The organism is Nocardioides luti (assembly GCF_014212315.1).
GTDB lineage: Bacteria > Actinomycetota > Actinomycetes > Propionibacteriales > Nocardioidaceae > Nocardioides > Nocardioides luti.
In genome coordinates, this window is the sequence record NZ_JACKXE010000001.1 from 737,709 (window position 1) to 752,117 (window position 14,409).

General features: G+C 75.0%; 12 protein-coding genes. 7 read left to right on the forward strand and 5 right to left on the reverse strand.

Annotated elements, in window-relative coordinates:
* The first annotated feature begins 45 nt into the window (after positions 1 to 45).
* From pknB to H5V45_RS03505, 7 genes are all read left to right on the forward strand, one after another.
* Complete coding sequence (pknB, locus tag H5V45_RS03475) at positions 46 to 2,100, forward strand: Stk1 family PASTA domain-containing Ser/Thr kinase (RefSeq protein ID WP_185251661.1); 2,055 nt, start codon at positions 46 to 48, stop codon at positions 2,098 to 2,100.
* 183 nt (positions 2,101 to 2,283) lie between these two features.
* The gene (locus tag H5V45_RS03480; RefSeq protein WP_185251662.1) at positions 2,284 to 3,192 is read left to right on the forward strand and encodes a deoxyribonuclease IV; all 909 of its coding nucleotides are present in this window, start codon (positions 2,284 to 2,286) and stop codon (positions 3,190 to 3,192) included.
* Complete coding sequence (locus H5V45_RS03485) at positions 3,189 to 4,082, forward strand: DMT family transporter (RefSeq protein WP_343061400.1); 894 nt, start codon at positions 3,189 to 3,191, stop codon at positions 4,080 to 4,082. Before H5V45_RS03480 ends, H5V45_RS03485 begins: the two co-directional genes overlap by 4 nt.
* Before the next feature lie 225 nt (positions 4,083 to 4,307).
* Positions 4,308 to 5,357: a 3-deoxy-7-phosphoheptulonate synthase gene (aroF, locus tag H5V45_RS03490; RefSeq protein ID WP_185251663.1), complete on the forward strand. Its 1,050-nt coding sequence runs from the start codon at positions 4,308 to 4,310 to the stop codon at positions 5,355 to 5,357.
* Between the two features lie 77 nt (positions 5,358 to 5,434).
* On the forward strand, positions 5,435 to 6,529 hold the full coding sequence (locus tag H5V45_RS03495) for an NADase-type glycan-binding domain-containing protein (protein ID WP_185251664.1): 1,095 nt from the start codon (positions 5,435 to 5,437) through the stop codon (positions 6,527 to 6,529).
* A gap of 70 nt (positions 6,530 to 6,599) precedes the next feature.
* A complete protein-coding gene (locus H5V45_RS03500) occupies positions 6,600 to 8,525 on the forward strand; it encodes a zinc ribbon domain-containing protein (RefSeq protein ID WP_185251665.1) in 1,926 nt (641 codons plus the stop codon).
* Positions 8,526 to 8,735: 210 nt separating this feature from the next.
* Complete coding sequence (locus H5V45_RS03505; RefSeq protein WP_185251666.1) at positions 8,736 to 9,530, forward strand: alpha/beta fold hydrolase; 795 nt, start codon at positions 8,736 to 8,738, stop codon at positions 9,528 to 9,530.
* A 10-nt stretch (positions 9,531 to 9,540) separates the two neighbouring features.
* Here the strand turns inward: H5V45_RS03505 and H5V45_RS03510 are convergent, their stop codons facing one another.
* Genes H5V45_RS03510 through H5V45_RS03530 form a run of 5 tightly spaced genes read right to left on the reverse strand, consistent with a single transcriptional unit; the run spans position 9,541 to position 14,382 of the window.
* A complete protein-coding gene (locus H5V45_RS03510) occupies positions 9,541 to 10,503 on the reverse strand; it encodes a hypothetical protein (protein ID WP_185251667.1) in 963 nt (320 codons plus the stop codon).
* 11 nt (positions 10,504 to 10,514) lie between these two features.
* Positions 10,515 to 11,450, reverse strand: a complete 936-nt coding sequence (locus H5V45_RS03515) for a hypothetical protein (RefSeq protein WP_185251668.1) — start codon at positions 11,448 to 11,450, stop codon at positions 10,515 to 10,517.
* A 36-nt stretch (positions 11,451 to 11,486) separates the two neighbouring features.
* Positions 11,487 to 12,305 carry an ABC transporter permease gene (locus H5V45_RS03520; protein WP_185251669.1) on the reverse strand — a complete coding sequence of 273 codons (819 nt, stop codon included), beginning with the start codon at positions 12,303 to 12,305 and terminating at the stop codon, positions 11,487 to 11,489.
* The gene (locus H5V45_RS03525) at positions 12,302 to 13,282 is read right to left on the reverse strand and encodes an ABC transporter ATP-binding protein (protein WP_185251670.1); all 981 of its coding nucleotides are present in this window, start codon (positions 13,280 to 13,282) and stop codon (positions 12,302 to 12,304) included. Before H5V45_RS03525 ends, H5V45_RS03520 begins: the two co-directional genes overlap by 4 nt.
* The gene (locus H5V45_RS03530) at positions 13,279 to 14,382 is read right to left on the reverse strand and encodes a LolA family protein (RefSeq protein WP_185251671.1); all 1,104 of its coding nucleotides are present in this window, start codon (positions 14,380 to 14,382) and stop codon (positions 13,279 to 13,281) included. Before H5V45_RS03530 ends, H5V45_RS03525 begins: the two co-directional genes overlap by 4 nt.
* Positions 14,383 to 14,409 lie beyond the last annotated feature (27 nt).

Sequence of the window (14,409 nt, forward strand, 5' to 3'; positions counted from 1 at the left end):
ATTGGGGCACCGGATCCTTCCCCGTCCGGCCGCAGGAGGGTCGCTGTGCAGTCAGATCGGCACGCCCGTACGGGCGCTGACGCGGCCAGCAGCGACCCCATCACCGGCCGCCTGCTGGACGGGCGCTACCGCGTCGGGCCGCGCATCGCCCGCGGCGGCATGGCCAGCGTGTACGAAGCCACCGACATCCGCCTGGACCGCGTCGTCGCCGTGAAGGTGATGCACCCCGGTCTCGGCGACGACGACGAGTTCGCCGCCCGCTTCGTGCGCGAGGCGCGCGCCGCGGCCCGGCTCTCGCACCCGAACGTCGTCGCGGTCTACGACCAGGGCGACGAGGACGGCACCGTCTTCCTCGCGATGGAGCTGATCCCGGGGCACACCCTGCGCGACGTGATCCGCAAGGAGAGCCCGATGACGCCGGCGAAGGCGCTGGCCTTCCTCGAGCCCGTCCTCTCCGCCCTGGCCGCGGCGCACCGCGCCGGCCTGATCCACCGCGACATCAAGCCCGAGAACGTCCTCATCGCCGACGACGGGCGGGTCAAGGTCGCCGACTTCGGGCTCGCCAAGGCGGTCAGCGCCGACACCCAGCACACCGCGACCGGCGGCGTGCTCATCGGCACGGTCTCCTACCTCGCGCCCGAGCTGGTCGTCGACGGCCGGGCGGATGCCCGCGCGGACGTGTACGCCGCCGGGGTGGTGCTCTACGAGCTGCTGACCGGCACCAAGCCGCACGAGGGCGAGTCGCCGATCCAGGTCGCCTACAAGCACGTCCACGAGGACGTCCCGCCGCCCTCGGCCAAGGCGCCCGACATCCCGGCGTACGTCGACGCGCTGGTCGCCCGCGCCACCGCCCGCGACCGCGGTCTCCGCCCGGCGGACGCCGCCGTCCTCCTGCACCAGGTGCACCGGGTCTCCTCCGCGCTCGCCGACGGCGTCCGCGAGGACCCCGAGCTGACCGCCGACCTGGCGCCGTTCCTCCTGCACCCCGACAGCGGCGAGCTGGTCGCGACCGAGGAGGGCGGCCGCGGCGACACGGCCGCCGACCCGTTCGACGCGGTCGAGATGGCGGCCCTGCTCGCACCGTCGGCACCGCGGGAGCACACGACCGCGCTCGAGCGCGTCGCCGCACCGCCCCGACCTCCCGTCAGCACCCGGCCGCCCGCCGGCCCCGCCCGTCCCTCGCGCTCGCCGCGCCCGGCCCGGCCCCGCCGCTCGCGCCGCGGGCCGATCCTGCTGGTGCTGGCGCTGCTCGTCGCGGCCGCGGCCGGGGTGGGCGCGTGGTGGTTCGGCTACGCGCGCTACACGTCCACGCCCAGCGTCATCGGCCTGGGCCAGGCGGCCGCCGAGAAGAAGATCGAGGCGACCGGCCTGACCGCGGACCTCGGCGAGACGGCGTACTCCGAGACCGTCCCCGCCGGCAAGGTCATCGACACGAACCCCGACCCCGGCGAGCGGATCCTCGACGACGGCACGGTGACGGTCGTCGTGTCGCTCGGCAAGGAGAGGTACGACGTCCCGAAGGTCGCCGGCATGACCGAGGACCAGGCGCAGGACGAGCTGCTCGGCGCGCACCTGTCCTTCGGCACCTCGATCGGACGCTGGTCGGAGAAGGTGCCCGAGGGCACCGTGATCGGCAGCAGCCCGAAGGCCGGCCAGACGCTGCGCCCCGACGCCGCCGTCGACCTCGTCATCAGCAAGGGCCCGAAGCCCATCACGGTCCGCGACTTCACCGACAAGCCCGCCGACACCGCCACCGAGAAGCTCGAGGCGAAGGGCCTGGTCGTCGAGGTCGCCGAGGAGTCCTACTCCGACACGATCGACGAGGGCAACGTCATCTCGCAGTCGCCCTCCAGCGGCACCCTGCACCGCGGCGACACCGTCCGGATCGTCGTCTCTAAGGGCCCCGAGCTCGTCGAGGTGCCCGGCGGCCTGGTCGCCTCCGGCGTCGAGGCGGCCAAGAGCAAGCTCGAGGCGCTCGGCTTCGTCGTGGACGTCAAGGAGTCCGACGCCTACATCGGCCTCGGCTACGTCTACAAGGTCGACCCCGGCTCCGGGTCGATGGCGCCCCGGGGCAGCACGATCACGCTGTACCTCGTCTGAGGCGGCGCTGCGGATCGGCCGGCGCGAGAGTTTCATCGGTCGACCGACAGAACTCGCGTCGGGCCGATGAAGTTTCACCATCCCGGCGGGAGTTTCAGCGGCCGACAGATGAAACTCCCCCTCGGCTCGGCCAGCACCTCCTCGATGCAGGCCCGGCCACCGCGTCCGGCTAGCGTTTCCGCCATGGTCGACGAGGCGCTGCGCAACCCGGTCGGGACCCACGTGCCGGTCGGCAAGGGGCTCGCGACGGGGGCGCTCGCGACCGCCGTCGAGCTCGGCTGCGAGACCCTGCAGTTCTTCGTCGGCAACCCGCGCGGGTGGGCGCTGTCGGCGGGGCGGCCGGCGGAGGACCGGGCGTTCCGCGACGGGCTGGCGGCCCGCGGGATGCGGGCGTTCATCCACGCGCCGTACCTCGTGAACCTCGGCTCCCCCACGCCCGCGACCTACGAGCGGTCCGTCGCGGTCGTCGCCCACAACCTGAGGCGCGCGGTCGAGATCGGCGCGGAGGGCGTGGTGGTGCACACCGGGTCGTTCGTGGAGCCTCCGTCGGACCCGGCGGACCGGTCGGAGTCGGACGCGCGCTACGCCGCGGCGATGCGGCAGGTCCGCGAGGGGCTGCTGCCGGTCCTCGAGACGCTCGAGGGCGACGACGCCCCGTGGCTGCTGCTCGAGCCGACCGCCGGGCAGGGGCGCTCGCTGTGCGCCGGGGTCGAGGACCTGGCGCCGTACCTCGCCGCACTCGACCACCACCCCAAGGCCGGCATCTGCCTCGACACCTGCCACGTCTTCGCCGCCGGCGCGCACCTCGACGAGCCCGGGGGCGCCACCGCCACCGTCGACCGCGTCGTCGAGATCGGCGGCCCCGGCCGGCTGCGGCTCGTGCACGCGAACGACTCGATGGACGTGCGCGGCGCCTTCAAGGACCGGCACCAGAAGATCGGCCACGGACACATCGGCGTCGACGCCTTCGGCGAGCTGCTCGCGCACCCGGCCACCGACGGGGTGCCGTTCGTGCTCGAGACGCCCGGCTCCCGCGAGGTCGGCGACGAGGGCATCGGGCTGCTGAAGCAGCTCCGGAAGGGTGCCGCGTGACCGAGTCGCGGCGTACGACGCTGCTCGCGACCGCCGCGCTCCTCGCGATGACGGCGTGCTGGGGCTCGACGTTCTTCCTCATCCACGACCTCCTCGACCGGGTGCCGACGCTGGACTTCCTGGCGCTGCGCTTCGCGATGGCCAGCGTCGCGCTGCTCGTCGTGGCGCCCCGCGCCGTCGGCCGTCTGTCGCCCCGGAAGCGGCGGCAGGCGATGGCGCTCGGGCTGCTGTACGGCGTCGCGCAGATCCTCCAGACGGCCGGCCTCGCGCACACGGCCGCGAGCGTGTCCGGCTTCATCACGGGGATGTACGTCGTCTCCACGCCGCTCTTCGCCGCGCTCCTGCTCGGCACCCGGATCACGCGGATGACCTGGGCGGCCGTCGCCCTCGCGACCGCCGGGCTCGGCGTGCTGACCCTCGACGGCCTCTCGATCGGGTACGGCGAGGCGATCACGCTGGTCGCGGCGCTGCTCTACGCGCTGCACATCGTCGGCCTCGGCGCCTGGTCCACGGCCCGTGACGCGCTCGGCATGTCGATCGTGCAGATCCTGGTGATCGCCGTGGTGTGCGGGCTGGCCACCGCGCCGGACGGCGTCGTGCTGCCGGACACCACCCGCGACTGGCTCTCGATCGCCTACATGGCGGTCTTCGCCGGGGCCCTCGCCCTGGTCGGCCAGACCTGGGCGCAGGCCCACCTCTCCCCCACCCGCAGCGCGATCATCATGAGCATGGAGCCGGTCTTCGCGGCGTTCTTCGCGGTGCTCCTGGGTGGCGAGCCGACGACGCTCCGGATGCTGCTCGGCGGGCTGATGGTGCTGAGCGCGATGCTCGTCGTCGAGCTGCTGCCGCGCCGTCGGATCGAGGCCGAGGTCCAGCACATCGCGGTGTGAGCGCGTCCACATCCTGAAAGCCCGCGGCGGTGCGGCGGACGGTCGCCTAGCGTTCTCGCCATGACGCGCACCTATGCCTTTGGACACTCGCCGGGAAGTCCCGTGCGGGCGATCCAGTAGGTCGCGCCCCCACCACCAGACGCCCCCGGCCACCTGCCGCGGGGCGTTTCGCATGTCGGGCCCCGACGACGTGGCCACCCGGGCACCACCAGGAAGAGGAACACCATGGTCGTCGTCATGTCACCGGACGCCACCGACGAGGACGTCGCGCACGTCGTCGAGAAGGTCGAGGGCGTCGGCGGAGAGGCCTTCGTCTCCAAGGGCGTGGTCCGCACCATCATCGGGCTGGTCGGGGACATCGAGTCCTTCCACCACCTCAACCTCCGCACGCTCAAGGGCGTCGCGGACGTGCACCGGATCTCCGACCCGTACAAGCTCGTGAGCCGCCAGCACCACCCCGACCGCTCCACCGTCTGGGTCGGTCCGGCCGGCCACCAGGTGCCGATCGGCCCCGACTCCTTCACGTTCATCGCCGGGCCCTGCGCCGTCGAGACCGCCGAGCAGACCCTCGAGGCGGCCCGGATGTCGAAGTCCGCCGGCGCCACGATCCTGCGCGGCGGGGCGTTCAAGCCGCGGACCTCGCCGTACGCCTTCCAGGGCCTCGGCGTCGCCGGCCTCGAGATCCTCGCCGACGTGCGCCGTGCCACCGGCCTGCCGATCGTGACCGAGGTCGTCGACGCGCGCGACGTGCCGGTGGTGGCGGAGTACGCCGACATGCTGCAGATCGGCACCCGCAACATGGCCAACTTCGGCCTGCTCCAGGCGGCCGGCGACTCCGGCAAGCCGGTGCTGCTCAAGCGCGGGATGACCGCGACGATCGAGGAGTGGCTGATGGCGGCGGAGTACATCTGCCAGCGCGGCAACCTCGACGTCGTCCTCTGCGAGCGCGGCATTCGGACCTTCGAGCCCGCGACCCGCAACACCCTCGACATCTCGGCCGTCCCGGTCGTGCAGGCCACCAGCCACCTGCCGATCATCGTCGACCCGTCGCACGCGGCCGGCCGCAAGGACCTCGTCGTCCCGCTGTCGCGGGCCGCGATCGCCGTCGGCGCCGACGGCGTGATCGTCGACGTCCACCCCGACCCCGAGACCGCGCTGTGCGACGGTCCGCAGGCGCTGCTCGGCAAGGACCTGCGCGACCTCGCCCAGGCCTGCCGCAAGCTGCCGCCGGTCGTCGGGCGGGTGGACGCGGCCGAGCTCGTGCGGACGTCGTGAGGGCGCCGGCCGCGGCGGCTCCGGAGGTGCTTCCTCTACTGTGTCGGTCGGCGGACTGACCCCGAGGAGACGCTGAGATGGACACCTGCGCGCGCTGCGGCCACGTGCTGGGCGTCGGTCGCTTCTGCACCAACTGCGGCGCGCCCGTCGCGCCGCCCCCCGGTGAGGACTGGCGCAGCGGCACCGCCGAGCGCCCCGCCGTACGCCCTCCGGCCGGCCCTCCGACCGGTCGTCCGTCCGGTCCGCCGGTTGACGTCCCGACCACCTCCGCGCCGCGGGTCCCGGTGACGCCGCCGCCCGCCGCGGCGGTGCCGCCGCCGGGCGCGCGCTACCCGCTGTTCGCCGACGAGGTGGCCGAGGGCGGGGCGTACGCCGCCGCACCGACCCCGTCCCACCTGGCGCCGCACGGCGGGCACCCGGGCGGGGCCCCGGTCCCTCACAGCGGGACGCACCAGCACCGGCAGCCGCGGCGCTGGGTGCCGTGGGTGGCCGGCTTCGCCGCGATGGCCCTCGTCGCTGCCCTGGGGGCGTGGCTGCTGCTCAGCGGGAACGACGACGGTGGCTCCGTCGCGCAGGACCGCCCGACGGAGCCCACCCGGAGCCGCTCCGCCTCCGACACGCCCTCGACGTCCCCCACGCCCAGCGCCTCGGACTCCCCGTCGGCCAGCCCGAAGCCGGGCAAGCCCGAGGACGTCGCGCGCCTGGCCACCGCACAGGTGCCGGCCACCGCCCCGCCGAACGAGGACACCAGCGGCAACCTGGTCCGCTACGAGGCCCGCAACATGCTCGACGGCGTCGCGACCACGTGCTGGCGGATGCCCGGCGACGGCACCGGCGACACCCTCACCTTCGAGCTCGACGAGCCCACGACGCTGCGCGAGGTGGGGCTGATCAACGGCTACGCCAAGACCGCGACCGACGCGCAGGGCAGGCCCCTCGACTGGTACCACGGCAACCGGCGCATCCTCACCGTCGAGTGGTCCTTCGACGACGGCACCACCGTGCAACAGTCGCTCCGCGACACCCGGGACCTGCAGACCGTGCGGGTCGACGCCGGCGCGACCCGGACCGTGCGGCTGCGCCTGGTGTCGGTGTCGCCGCAGGGCACCGGCCGCGCGGCCCGCGACTACACCGCCGTCAGCGACGTCGCCCTGGTGGGCACCCCCGGCTGAGGGACGTTTCGGCCGGGGCCGTCCGGGACACGATGACCCCCGCCAGCACTCCTCGACGACGGGACCCACCTTGCCGACCTGCGCCCGCTGCGGGACCCAGAACCCGGACGGCCACCGCTTCTGCGGCGGCTGCGGCCAGCCGCTCGTCCCCGCCTCGGCCGCCCCGTCCGCGCCGCGCGCGACACGAGAGGGCTCGCCTGCCTCGGCCGCACGCTCGCCGTACGCCCGGCCCGTGCCCGGCGCCGCGGACCCGGCTGACGACCCGGTGGCCGAGACCGCGCCGTACCGTCGATCTTCCCTGGTCCCGCCTGCCGGCCCGCCGGTGCTGCCGCCCGCACCCTCCACCGCGCCGTACGCCGCCGGGCCGGTCGACCGGGTCGGGTCGGGCCCGTCCGGGCCGGGCGCCGGACCCGCCTTCGACTGGCAGCGCCTGGTGCGCGGCAACTGGCGGGGCGCCGGGCTCACCGCGCTCACGGCGTTCGGCATCGCGGGGGTGCTGTCCCTCGTGCTGGCCGTGCTCGCGAAGCCGGTCGACTTCGGGGTGGACAACGGGCTGAGCCTGGTCGCCACGCTGCTGGGGGCCACCTTCGGCGCCGACCTGGTGCTGCACCTCGACCAGCCCGAGCGGGGCAAGGAGCTCTACTCCGCCCACCTGGGCGTCGTCTCGCTGACGGTCGCGCTGGTCGCGCTGGTCGCCGCGGTGTACGTCTTCCGGCGCGTCACCGCCCGCTACCCCAAGCCGCTCGACGCGGTCCTCGACGCCGCCCGTGCCGGCCTGCTGCTCGGGCTCGGCGTGATGGTGTGCGCGATCGTCTTCCGCGCCGACAACGACGAGATGGGCCGGGGCTGGGGCGCGATGCTCGCGACCCGGGCCACCGGGATCGAGGCCACCTGGGGCGCCAGCGTCGCGGGCGCCCTGCTGCTGAGCGCCCTCGTGCTGTTCGCGACCCTCGCGCTGGCGAGCCTCGCCGTCCGCCCCGACGGCTGGCCGGCCCCGGTCGAGCGTGCCCGGGAGTGGCTCGCCGCCCCGTTGTACGGCCTCGCCACGATCCTGCTGACCCTGCCCGTCGCGGGGCTGATCGGGCTGCTGCTGCTGATCGTCACCGGGAGCGAGCTGAGCGACAACGACCCCACCGACGACGACCTCTCGGCCGCGATCGCGCTGATCGTCGGGCTGCTCGCCAGCGGCGGCTTCTGGTTGCTCGCGCTCGGCGGCGGCGCCGGCTTCGGCTCCTCCTCGCACGAGTCGGGTGCGTCCTTCAGCGCCAGCACCGACCGCTCCGGCGTGCACCGGCTGGCGTACTACGCCGACGACACCCCCGGTCTCTGGGCCGCGCCCGTCGTGCTCGTGGCGGTGCTGCTGCTGGCGGCGTACGTCGTCGTGCGCCGGAGCTCCGCGCCCGCGCGCGTCCTGCCGAACCTCGCGGTGTGGGTGGCCACGCTGCTCGTGGTGCTCCCGCTGCTCGCGCGCGTGACGTCGCTGCAGGGCGGGATCGACTCGGACAACGCCCCCGGCTACCACGCCGGCTTCCGCCTCGGCGTGACCGGCTGGGAGACCACGCTGCTGCTGACCCTGGTCGGGCTGGTCTGCGCCGTGCTCGTGGCGCTGCTGACCGGCTCGGTCGACCGGGCCGGGCTGCGGGCCGGTGCGTCCGGGCTGGCCGGCCGGCTGCAGTCCGACCCGTCGCGACCCGCCGGTGCCGCTGGTGCTGGTGGTCCCGGTGCTGGTGCGCCCGGTGCTGGTCGTCCCGGTGCGGGCTGGGCGCCGGCCGGTGCGCCGCAGGCGCCGCCGGCCGGCTGGCACCCGCCCGGCACCGAGCCGCTCGCGGACCCGACCCCGCCCGCACCGGTCCCGGGCTCCCCCTGGCCGAGCACCGGGCCGACCCCGCCGACGCAGCCGCTGCCCGAGGCGGCCCCGCCGCCCTGGCCGCCCGCCGACAGCGGCCCGGACGACGGCCGCACCCGGATCCGCCCGGCGCAGCCACCCCGCGACTGACCCCGGCCCGCGCGGCGACCGGTGGGACGTCATACGGACGGGGCACCCGCTTGCTCTCACCGCATGACGTCCCCGGCATCCCCCGGGCCCCGCCCCCGGGACGTCATACGGACGGAGCAACCCCCACCACCCACCGCATGACGTCCCACGCCGCGCAGCGACCCGGCGAACCGGCCGACCCGACGACCACCGGGCTGACAGGATCGGGACGTGCTCGACGCGATGGCCCCGGCCCGTCGGCGGCTGTTCCTGGTCGTCGGGGGGATGGTCGTGCTCGCGGTCGTCGCCACCGCGGTCCTGCTGGTCCTCCGCAGCCAGCGCGGCGGGGTGACCCCGGTCGCGCAGGACGAGCAGGGGCCGGTGCTGCTGGTGCCGGGGTACGGCGGCGACACCTCCTCCCTCGACGTGCTGGCGCAGGCGCTGCGGAGGACAGGCCGCGAGGTCGTGCTCGTCGACGCACCCGGTGACGGCACCGGCGACCTCGACGCGCAGGCCGAGCACCTGGCCTCGGTCGCGGCGACGACGATGCGGGACGCGGGCGCCGGGTCGGTCGACGTGGTCGGCTACTCCGCCGGCGGGGTCGTCGTCCGGCTCTGGGTCGCCGACCACGGCGGCGGTGACGTCGTACGCCGGGCGGTCACCCTCGCCTCGCCGCACCACGGCACCGACCTCGCCGGGCTGGCCGGCGACCTCGCGCCCGACTCCTGCCCCGAGGCGTGCCAGCAGCTGGCCACCGGCAGCGATCTGGTCCGGGCGCTGAACGCCGGCGACGAGACCCCGCCCGGCCCGCGGTGGGTGGCGCTCTGGACGACCGACGACAAGACCGTGGTCCCACCGAGCTCGGGCGCGCTGGAGGGCGCGACCAGCTTCTCCCTCCAGTCGGTCTGCCCCGACCTCACGGTCTCCCACGCCGACGTCCCGCGCACCCCGGCCGTCATCGCGATCGTCGAGCGGGAGCTCGGCACCGCCGCCCCGACGGTCCCGGACAGCACCGTCTGCCGCTGAGCCGACGCGGTCAGCTCGTCATGCCCCGCAGCATCAGGCCCGTGCGCGCGTCGTACAACCACATGCCCCGCAGCCACCCGGGTCGTGGCGGGTGGAACAGCGGGCGGTCGTAGGAGGGCTGGTCCACGTCGAAGCCGTGGAACGTGTCCGCGAACTCGAGCCGCACGAAGTCCGGGACGTAGGTCGCCGTCCCGATCACCCACGCCGGGTGCCAGGCCAGGACGCCCGTCCCGCCACCGGACCGGTAGTCCACGCGGCCGATGACGTAGCGCCGACCGTCGTCCGGCAGCCGCAGCGCCTCCGCCCGGCTGACGGCGGGACGGGCGGGCCCGGTGTACGGCCGCAGGAACCCCTCGTCGGTCTGGCGCTGCAGGGTCCGCATCGTCCACCGCGCCGGCCGCGGCACGCGGGTGTGGTCGTGGGTGAGCGTGAGGTCGTACGCCGGGCACTCGCCGGCCGCGGACCGACCGGTCTCGGAGCAGGCCCGCGCACCACGGGCGAGCAGCTGGACGTGCCCGACCCGGGCCACGCGGTACTGCACGACCGCACCGTGCCGCGCGACCCGCACCACCGCGGGCCCGGACGGCCGGAGCACCGGGACGACCGGACGACCCTGCCGGTCCGTCGTGAGCCGGACGTAGAAGACCGACCCGGGCACCAGCGTGAGGCGGGGGGTGAACTCCGACAGCACCCCGACGCAGTCCCCGGCCTCGACGTCGTGCCCGCCCTCCTGCAGCACGTAGGACAGCCCGCACGGGTGCACGTCGCGGAAGGCGCGCGGGAGCGGCGGCGGGGCGAAGGCGACCGTCGCGACGCCGGGGGCCGGTGACGCGGGGCCCGAGGGCGACGCGGACGGCGACCGGGAGGGCATCGCCCCGGGCCGCGTCGCCGGGTCCGACGTGCAGCCGGCCGCGGCCAGCGTCACTGCCAGCCCCAGCTCGAGCGCTCCCAGGCGCCCCGACCACCCCGACATCGGACGCCGCCTCAGAAGCTCGCGCCGACGACCATCGCGCCGGTGCGCACGTCGTACGTCGTGATGCCGCGGAACCAGCCGGCCCGGGGAGGGTGGTGGGCCGTCAGGGAGACGTAGGGCCACCTCCCGCCGACCACGCCGGCCGCGACGTCCGGGACGAGGCGCTGCTCGGTGACCACCCAGACCGACCGCCAGTCGACTGCCCCGCTCTCGTGCACGAGGCCGACGTCCCACGTCCCGAGGGTGCGGGCGTCCGCGCCGGCGCGGCGGAGCACCGTGGCACGGGTGACGGGCGGCCTGACCGGCCCGGTGTAGGGACGGAACGCCTGCGCCTGCATGCGGTGGCGCACCACCCGCATGGTGATGGCCGGCGGACGAGGAGGTCGGGGCGGGTGGTCCGCGACGACCAGGTGGTACGCCGGACACGACCCGGCACGTGGGGCGGTCGCCTCGCAGAGCGAGGTGCGACGGGCCACGAGGTCGACCGGGCCGGGGCGGATGGCGCGGTACTGCGCGACCTGCCCGCGCACGTCCACCAGCACGACCCTGCGCCGTGACGGCTGCGGGACCGGCGCCACGGACTCACCGGCCCGCGAGCGAGCCACCCGCACGTAGAAGACCGTCCCCGGGGCCAGCACCTGCTGCGCCGCCCGCGCCGGCAGGCTCCGGCTGCACCGCCCGCTCTCGAGGTCGTAGCCGTCGGCCTGCAGCACGTAGGCGAAGCGGCACGAGCGCACCGTCCGGAAGGGCCGCGGGGGCACGGGCGGCGCGAAGGCGACCGTGCTCGTCTCGAGCTCGAGCGTCCCCTTCGCCGACCCCCCGCTGCCCGGCACGGCGAGCGACCCCGCCGCCGGCCGGGGCGCGGGGTCCGACGTGCAGCCAGCCGCGGCCAGCGTCACCGCCAGCCCCACCACCAGCGCCCCCAGGCGCCCCGACCACTGCCTCACCCGCCGATCGTCGCACGGCACCGCCGCCTGCGGAGGTCAGTCGGTGATGTCCTTGGTCGCGAAGTTCGCCCACCCGGCGGCGAGGAACACCACGACGTAGACCACCTGCAGCAGCACGCCCCGCACGACGTCGCGCCACAGGATCGGGTCGCGGAAGAGGTCGACGAACGCGAGCCAGTAGCGCGTCGGCAGGTAGGGCTGGATCCCGTGCGCCGCGTCGAGCGTGAGCAGGATCGTCGACGCGACCAGCACCGCCATCGTGCCCATCGCCGCGCCCAGCGGCGACTCGACGACCGTGGACAGGAACAGCGCGATCGCGGCCACGCCCAGCATGCAGAGCATCGCGTAGGCCAGGGCGATGAGCGTGCGGAAGACCAGCTCCGAGGTGCTGAGCGTGGTGCCGGAGACGCTGACGGCCCGCCCGCCGAGGACGTCCTGCTGGCCGAGCAGCAACGAGCCGACGACGTACGCCGTGGCCGCGACGACCAGCACCGTGACCACCACGAACGCCATCACCGCGACGAGCTTGGCGACCAGCAGGCGGGTGCGGCCGACCGGCCGGATCAGCAGGTAGCGCAGGGTGCCGTTCTGCGCCTCCCCCGCGATCGCCTCCCCGGCCGTGACGGCCACCGCGATCGGCAGGAAGAGCGGCAGCACGATGGCCAACGCCGCGAGCGGGAAGAGCGTCCCGTCGGTCAGGACGGCGGACAGGAAGGCCGGCCCGGTGCCGGGTCGCGGCCCCAGGTCGGTGAGCGAGAGGAGCACGGCCACCAGGGTCGGCAGGGCGTCGATGAGCAGGATCGTGGCCCAGGTGCGCCGCGACCCCAGCATCTTGCGGAGCTCGACGAGGATCATCGGACCTCCTCGGCGGCGTCGGGGGCATCGACCCCGGCCGCAGCGTCGCCCGGTGGAGAAGGGGGTCCGTCGGCGCGGGAGAACCGGTCCGAGCCGTTGCTCGTCGCGGCGAGCACGACCTCCTCGAGCGTGCGTCGCTCCTCGGCGAGCGCGGTGACCCGGACGCCCGCGGCGACCAGCGTGGCGTTGAGGTCGGCGGGGTCGTCGCCCCGGACCACCAGGCGGTGGCCGTCGCTGACCTCGATGCGGCCGTCCAGCACGCTCGTCGCCCGCTCCACGTCGGGGGTCTCCAGCACGATCCGACCGGTGGCCCGGCGCAGGTCGTCGAGCTGCTCCTGCAGCACCATCCGGCCCCCGTCGAGGACCCCGACGCGGGTGCACATCTGCTCGATCTCGGCGAGCAGGTGGCTGGACAGGAAGACGGTCGTGCCGGCGGCGTTCAGCTCGAGCAGCAGCGAGCGGATCTCCTTGATGCCCTGCGGGTCGAGCCCGTTCGTGGGCTCGTCGAGGATGAGCAGGCGCGGTCCGCGCAGCAGCGCGTTGGCCAGGCCGAGGCGCTGGCGCATGCCGAGGGAGTACGCCGCGACCGGACGGTCGTCGACGGCCCCGAGGCCGACGCGGTCCAGGACGTCGTCGACGCGCCGGGCGCGCGAGGCCCGGGGGCCGCCGCGGTCCATCGCGTCGAAGAGCGCGAGGTTGGCCCGACCGGACCGGTGGGCGTAGGCCGCCGGACCCTCGACCAGCGCCCCGACCTGGGGCAGCACCTGCCGGGCCGACCGCGGCATCGGCTCGCCGAGCAGCTCGATGTCACCCGAGGTGGCGAGCACCAGGCCGAGCACCATCCGCACGGTCGTCGTCTTCCCGGACCCGTTGGCCCCGAGGAAGCCGTAGACGTCCCCCTCGCGGACGTCGAGGTCGAGGTCCCGGACGGCCGTCACGGGGCCGAAGCGCTTGGTCAGTCCACGGGTCCTGATCATCGGCCTGCTCCGTCGACGTAGCGGGTGCCGCTGGCCAGGTCGGCCGCGGCGCGGACGAGCGTCTCCTCGGTCACGGTGCCGGCGATCAGCCAACCGCCGTCGCCGGGTGCCCCCGTCAGCAGCAGTCCCAGCGGCCCGACGGCGACCACCGTGCCGCCCTCGACGAGGTGCGAGCCGATCGTCGTGCCGAGCTGCTCGCGCAGCGGGTCGGCCTCCCGGTCCCGCAGCGGGATGGTGATGAGCTGCGTGACGCCGGTGCCGTAGATCCCGACAGCACGGTCCGCGTCCGGCGACTTCGCGAGGCCGCCGACCGTCGCCGGCGGGATCACCGGGGCGTACTGGTTCGCCGCGTCCGCGATGTCGAGCACCTCCTCGAAGGACAGGTCGGTGCCGGGCGGTGCCCGGAAGCTGGTGTCCTCCACCGACGGCGTGGCCGGGTCGAAGGAGCGGAACTGCGAGACGAAGACCGGGTTGCGGTCGCCCGCGTCGTCGTAGACCTCGACCCGCAGCGGGACCGCGGTGTCGCGGTCCACCCAGAGGTCGACGTGGTCGATGCTCGACTGCGGCGCCCCCGGGGAGAGGCGCAGCCCGAGGGCGTCCCGCCCGGCGACCCGACGCGCAGGCAACCGGGCCAGGTCGCCGGCGTCGACGTCCTCGAGCAACCGGTGGCCCAAGGCGGGCGGCAGCAGGTCCGCGGTGCGGGGCAGCCGGATCTGCGGGTCCACCGACTGACGGGCCGTGGCGTCCTCGTAGTCCCACTGGGTCGTCAGCGCGTCGGCGTGCACGAGGTCGGTCTCCCCCGACACGAGCAGCTTGTCCACCCGCCAGGCGCGCTCGCCGCGCCACCAGACCCGCATCCGCGTCCGCTCACCCACCAGCGCACCGACATCGGTGAACTTGCTGGTGACGGGCAGCTGCAGGGCACCCTGCGACTCGACGAACCCCGAGTAGGCGTGGCCGTCCGAGGCCCGGACCCGCGCGACGAGGTCGGCGGCGCTCACCGGGTCGTCGTCCGCGGGCAGCGCCCGCCAGGCCAGCGGGGCGAGGATGACCAGGAGGGTCACGGCGGCGACGACGCACCACCGCTTCGATCTGGTCATACCGCAATCTACGTCGGGACGCCTGAC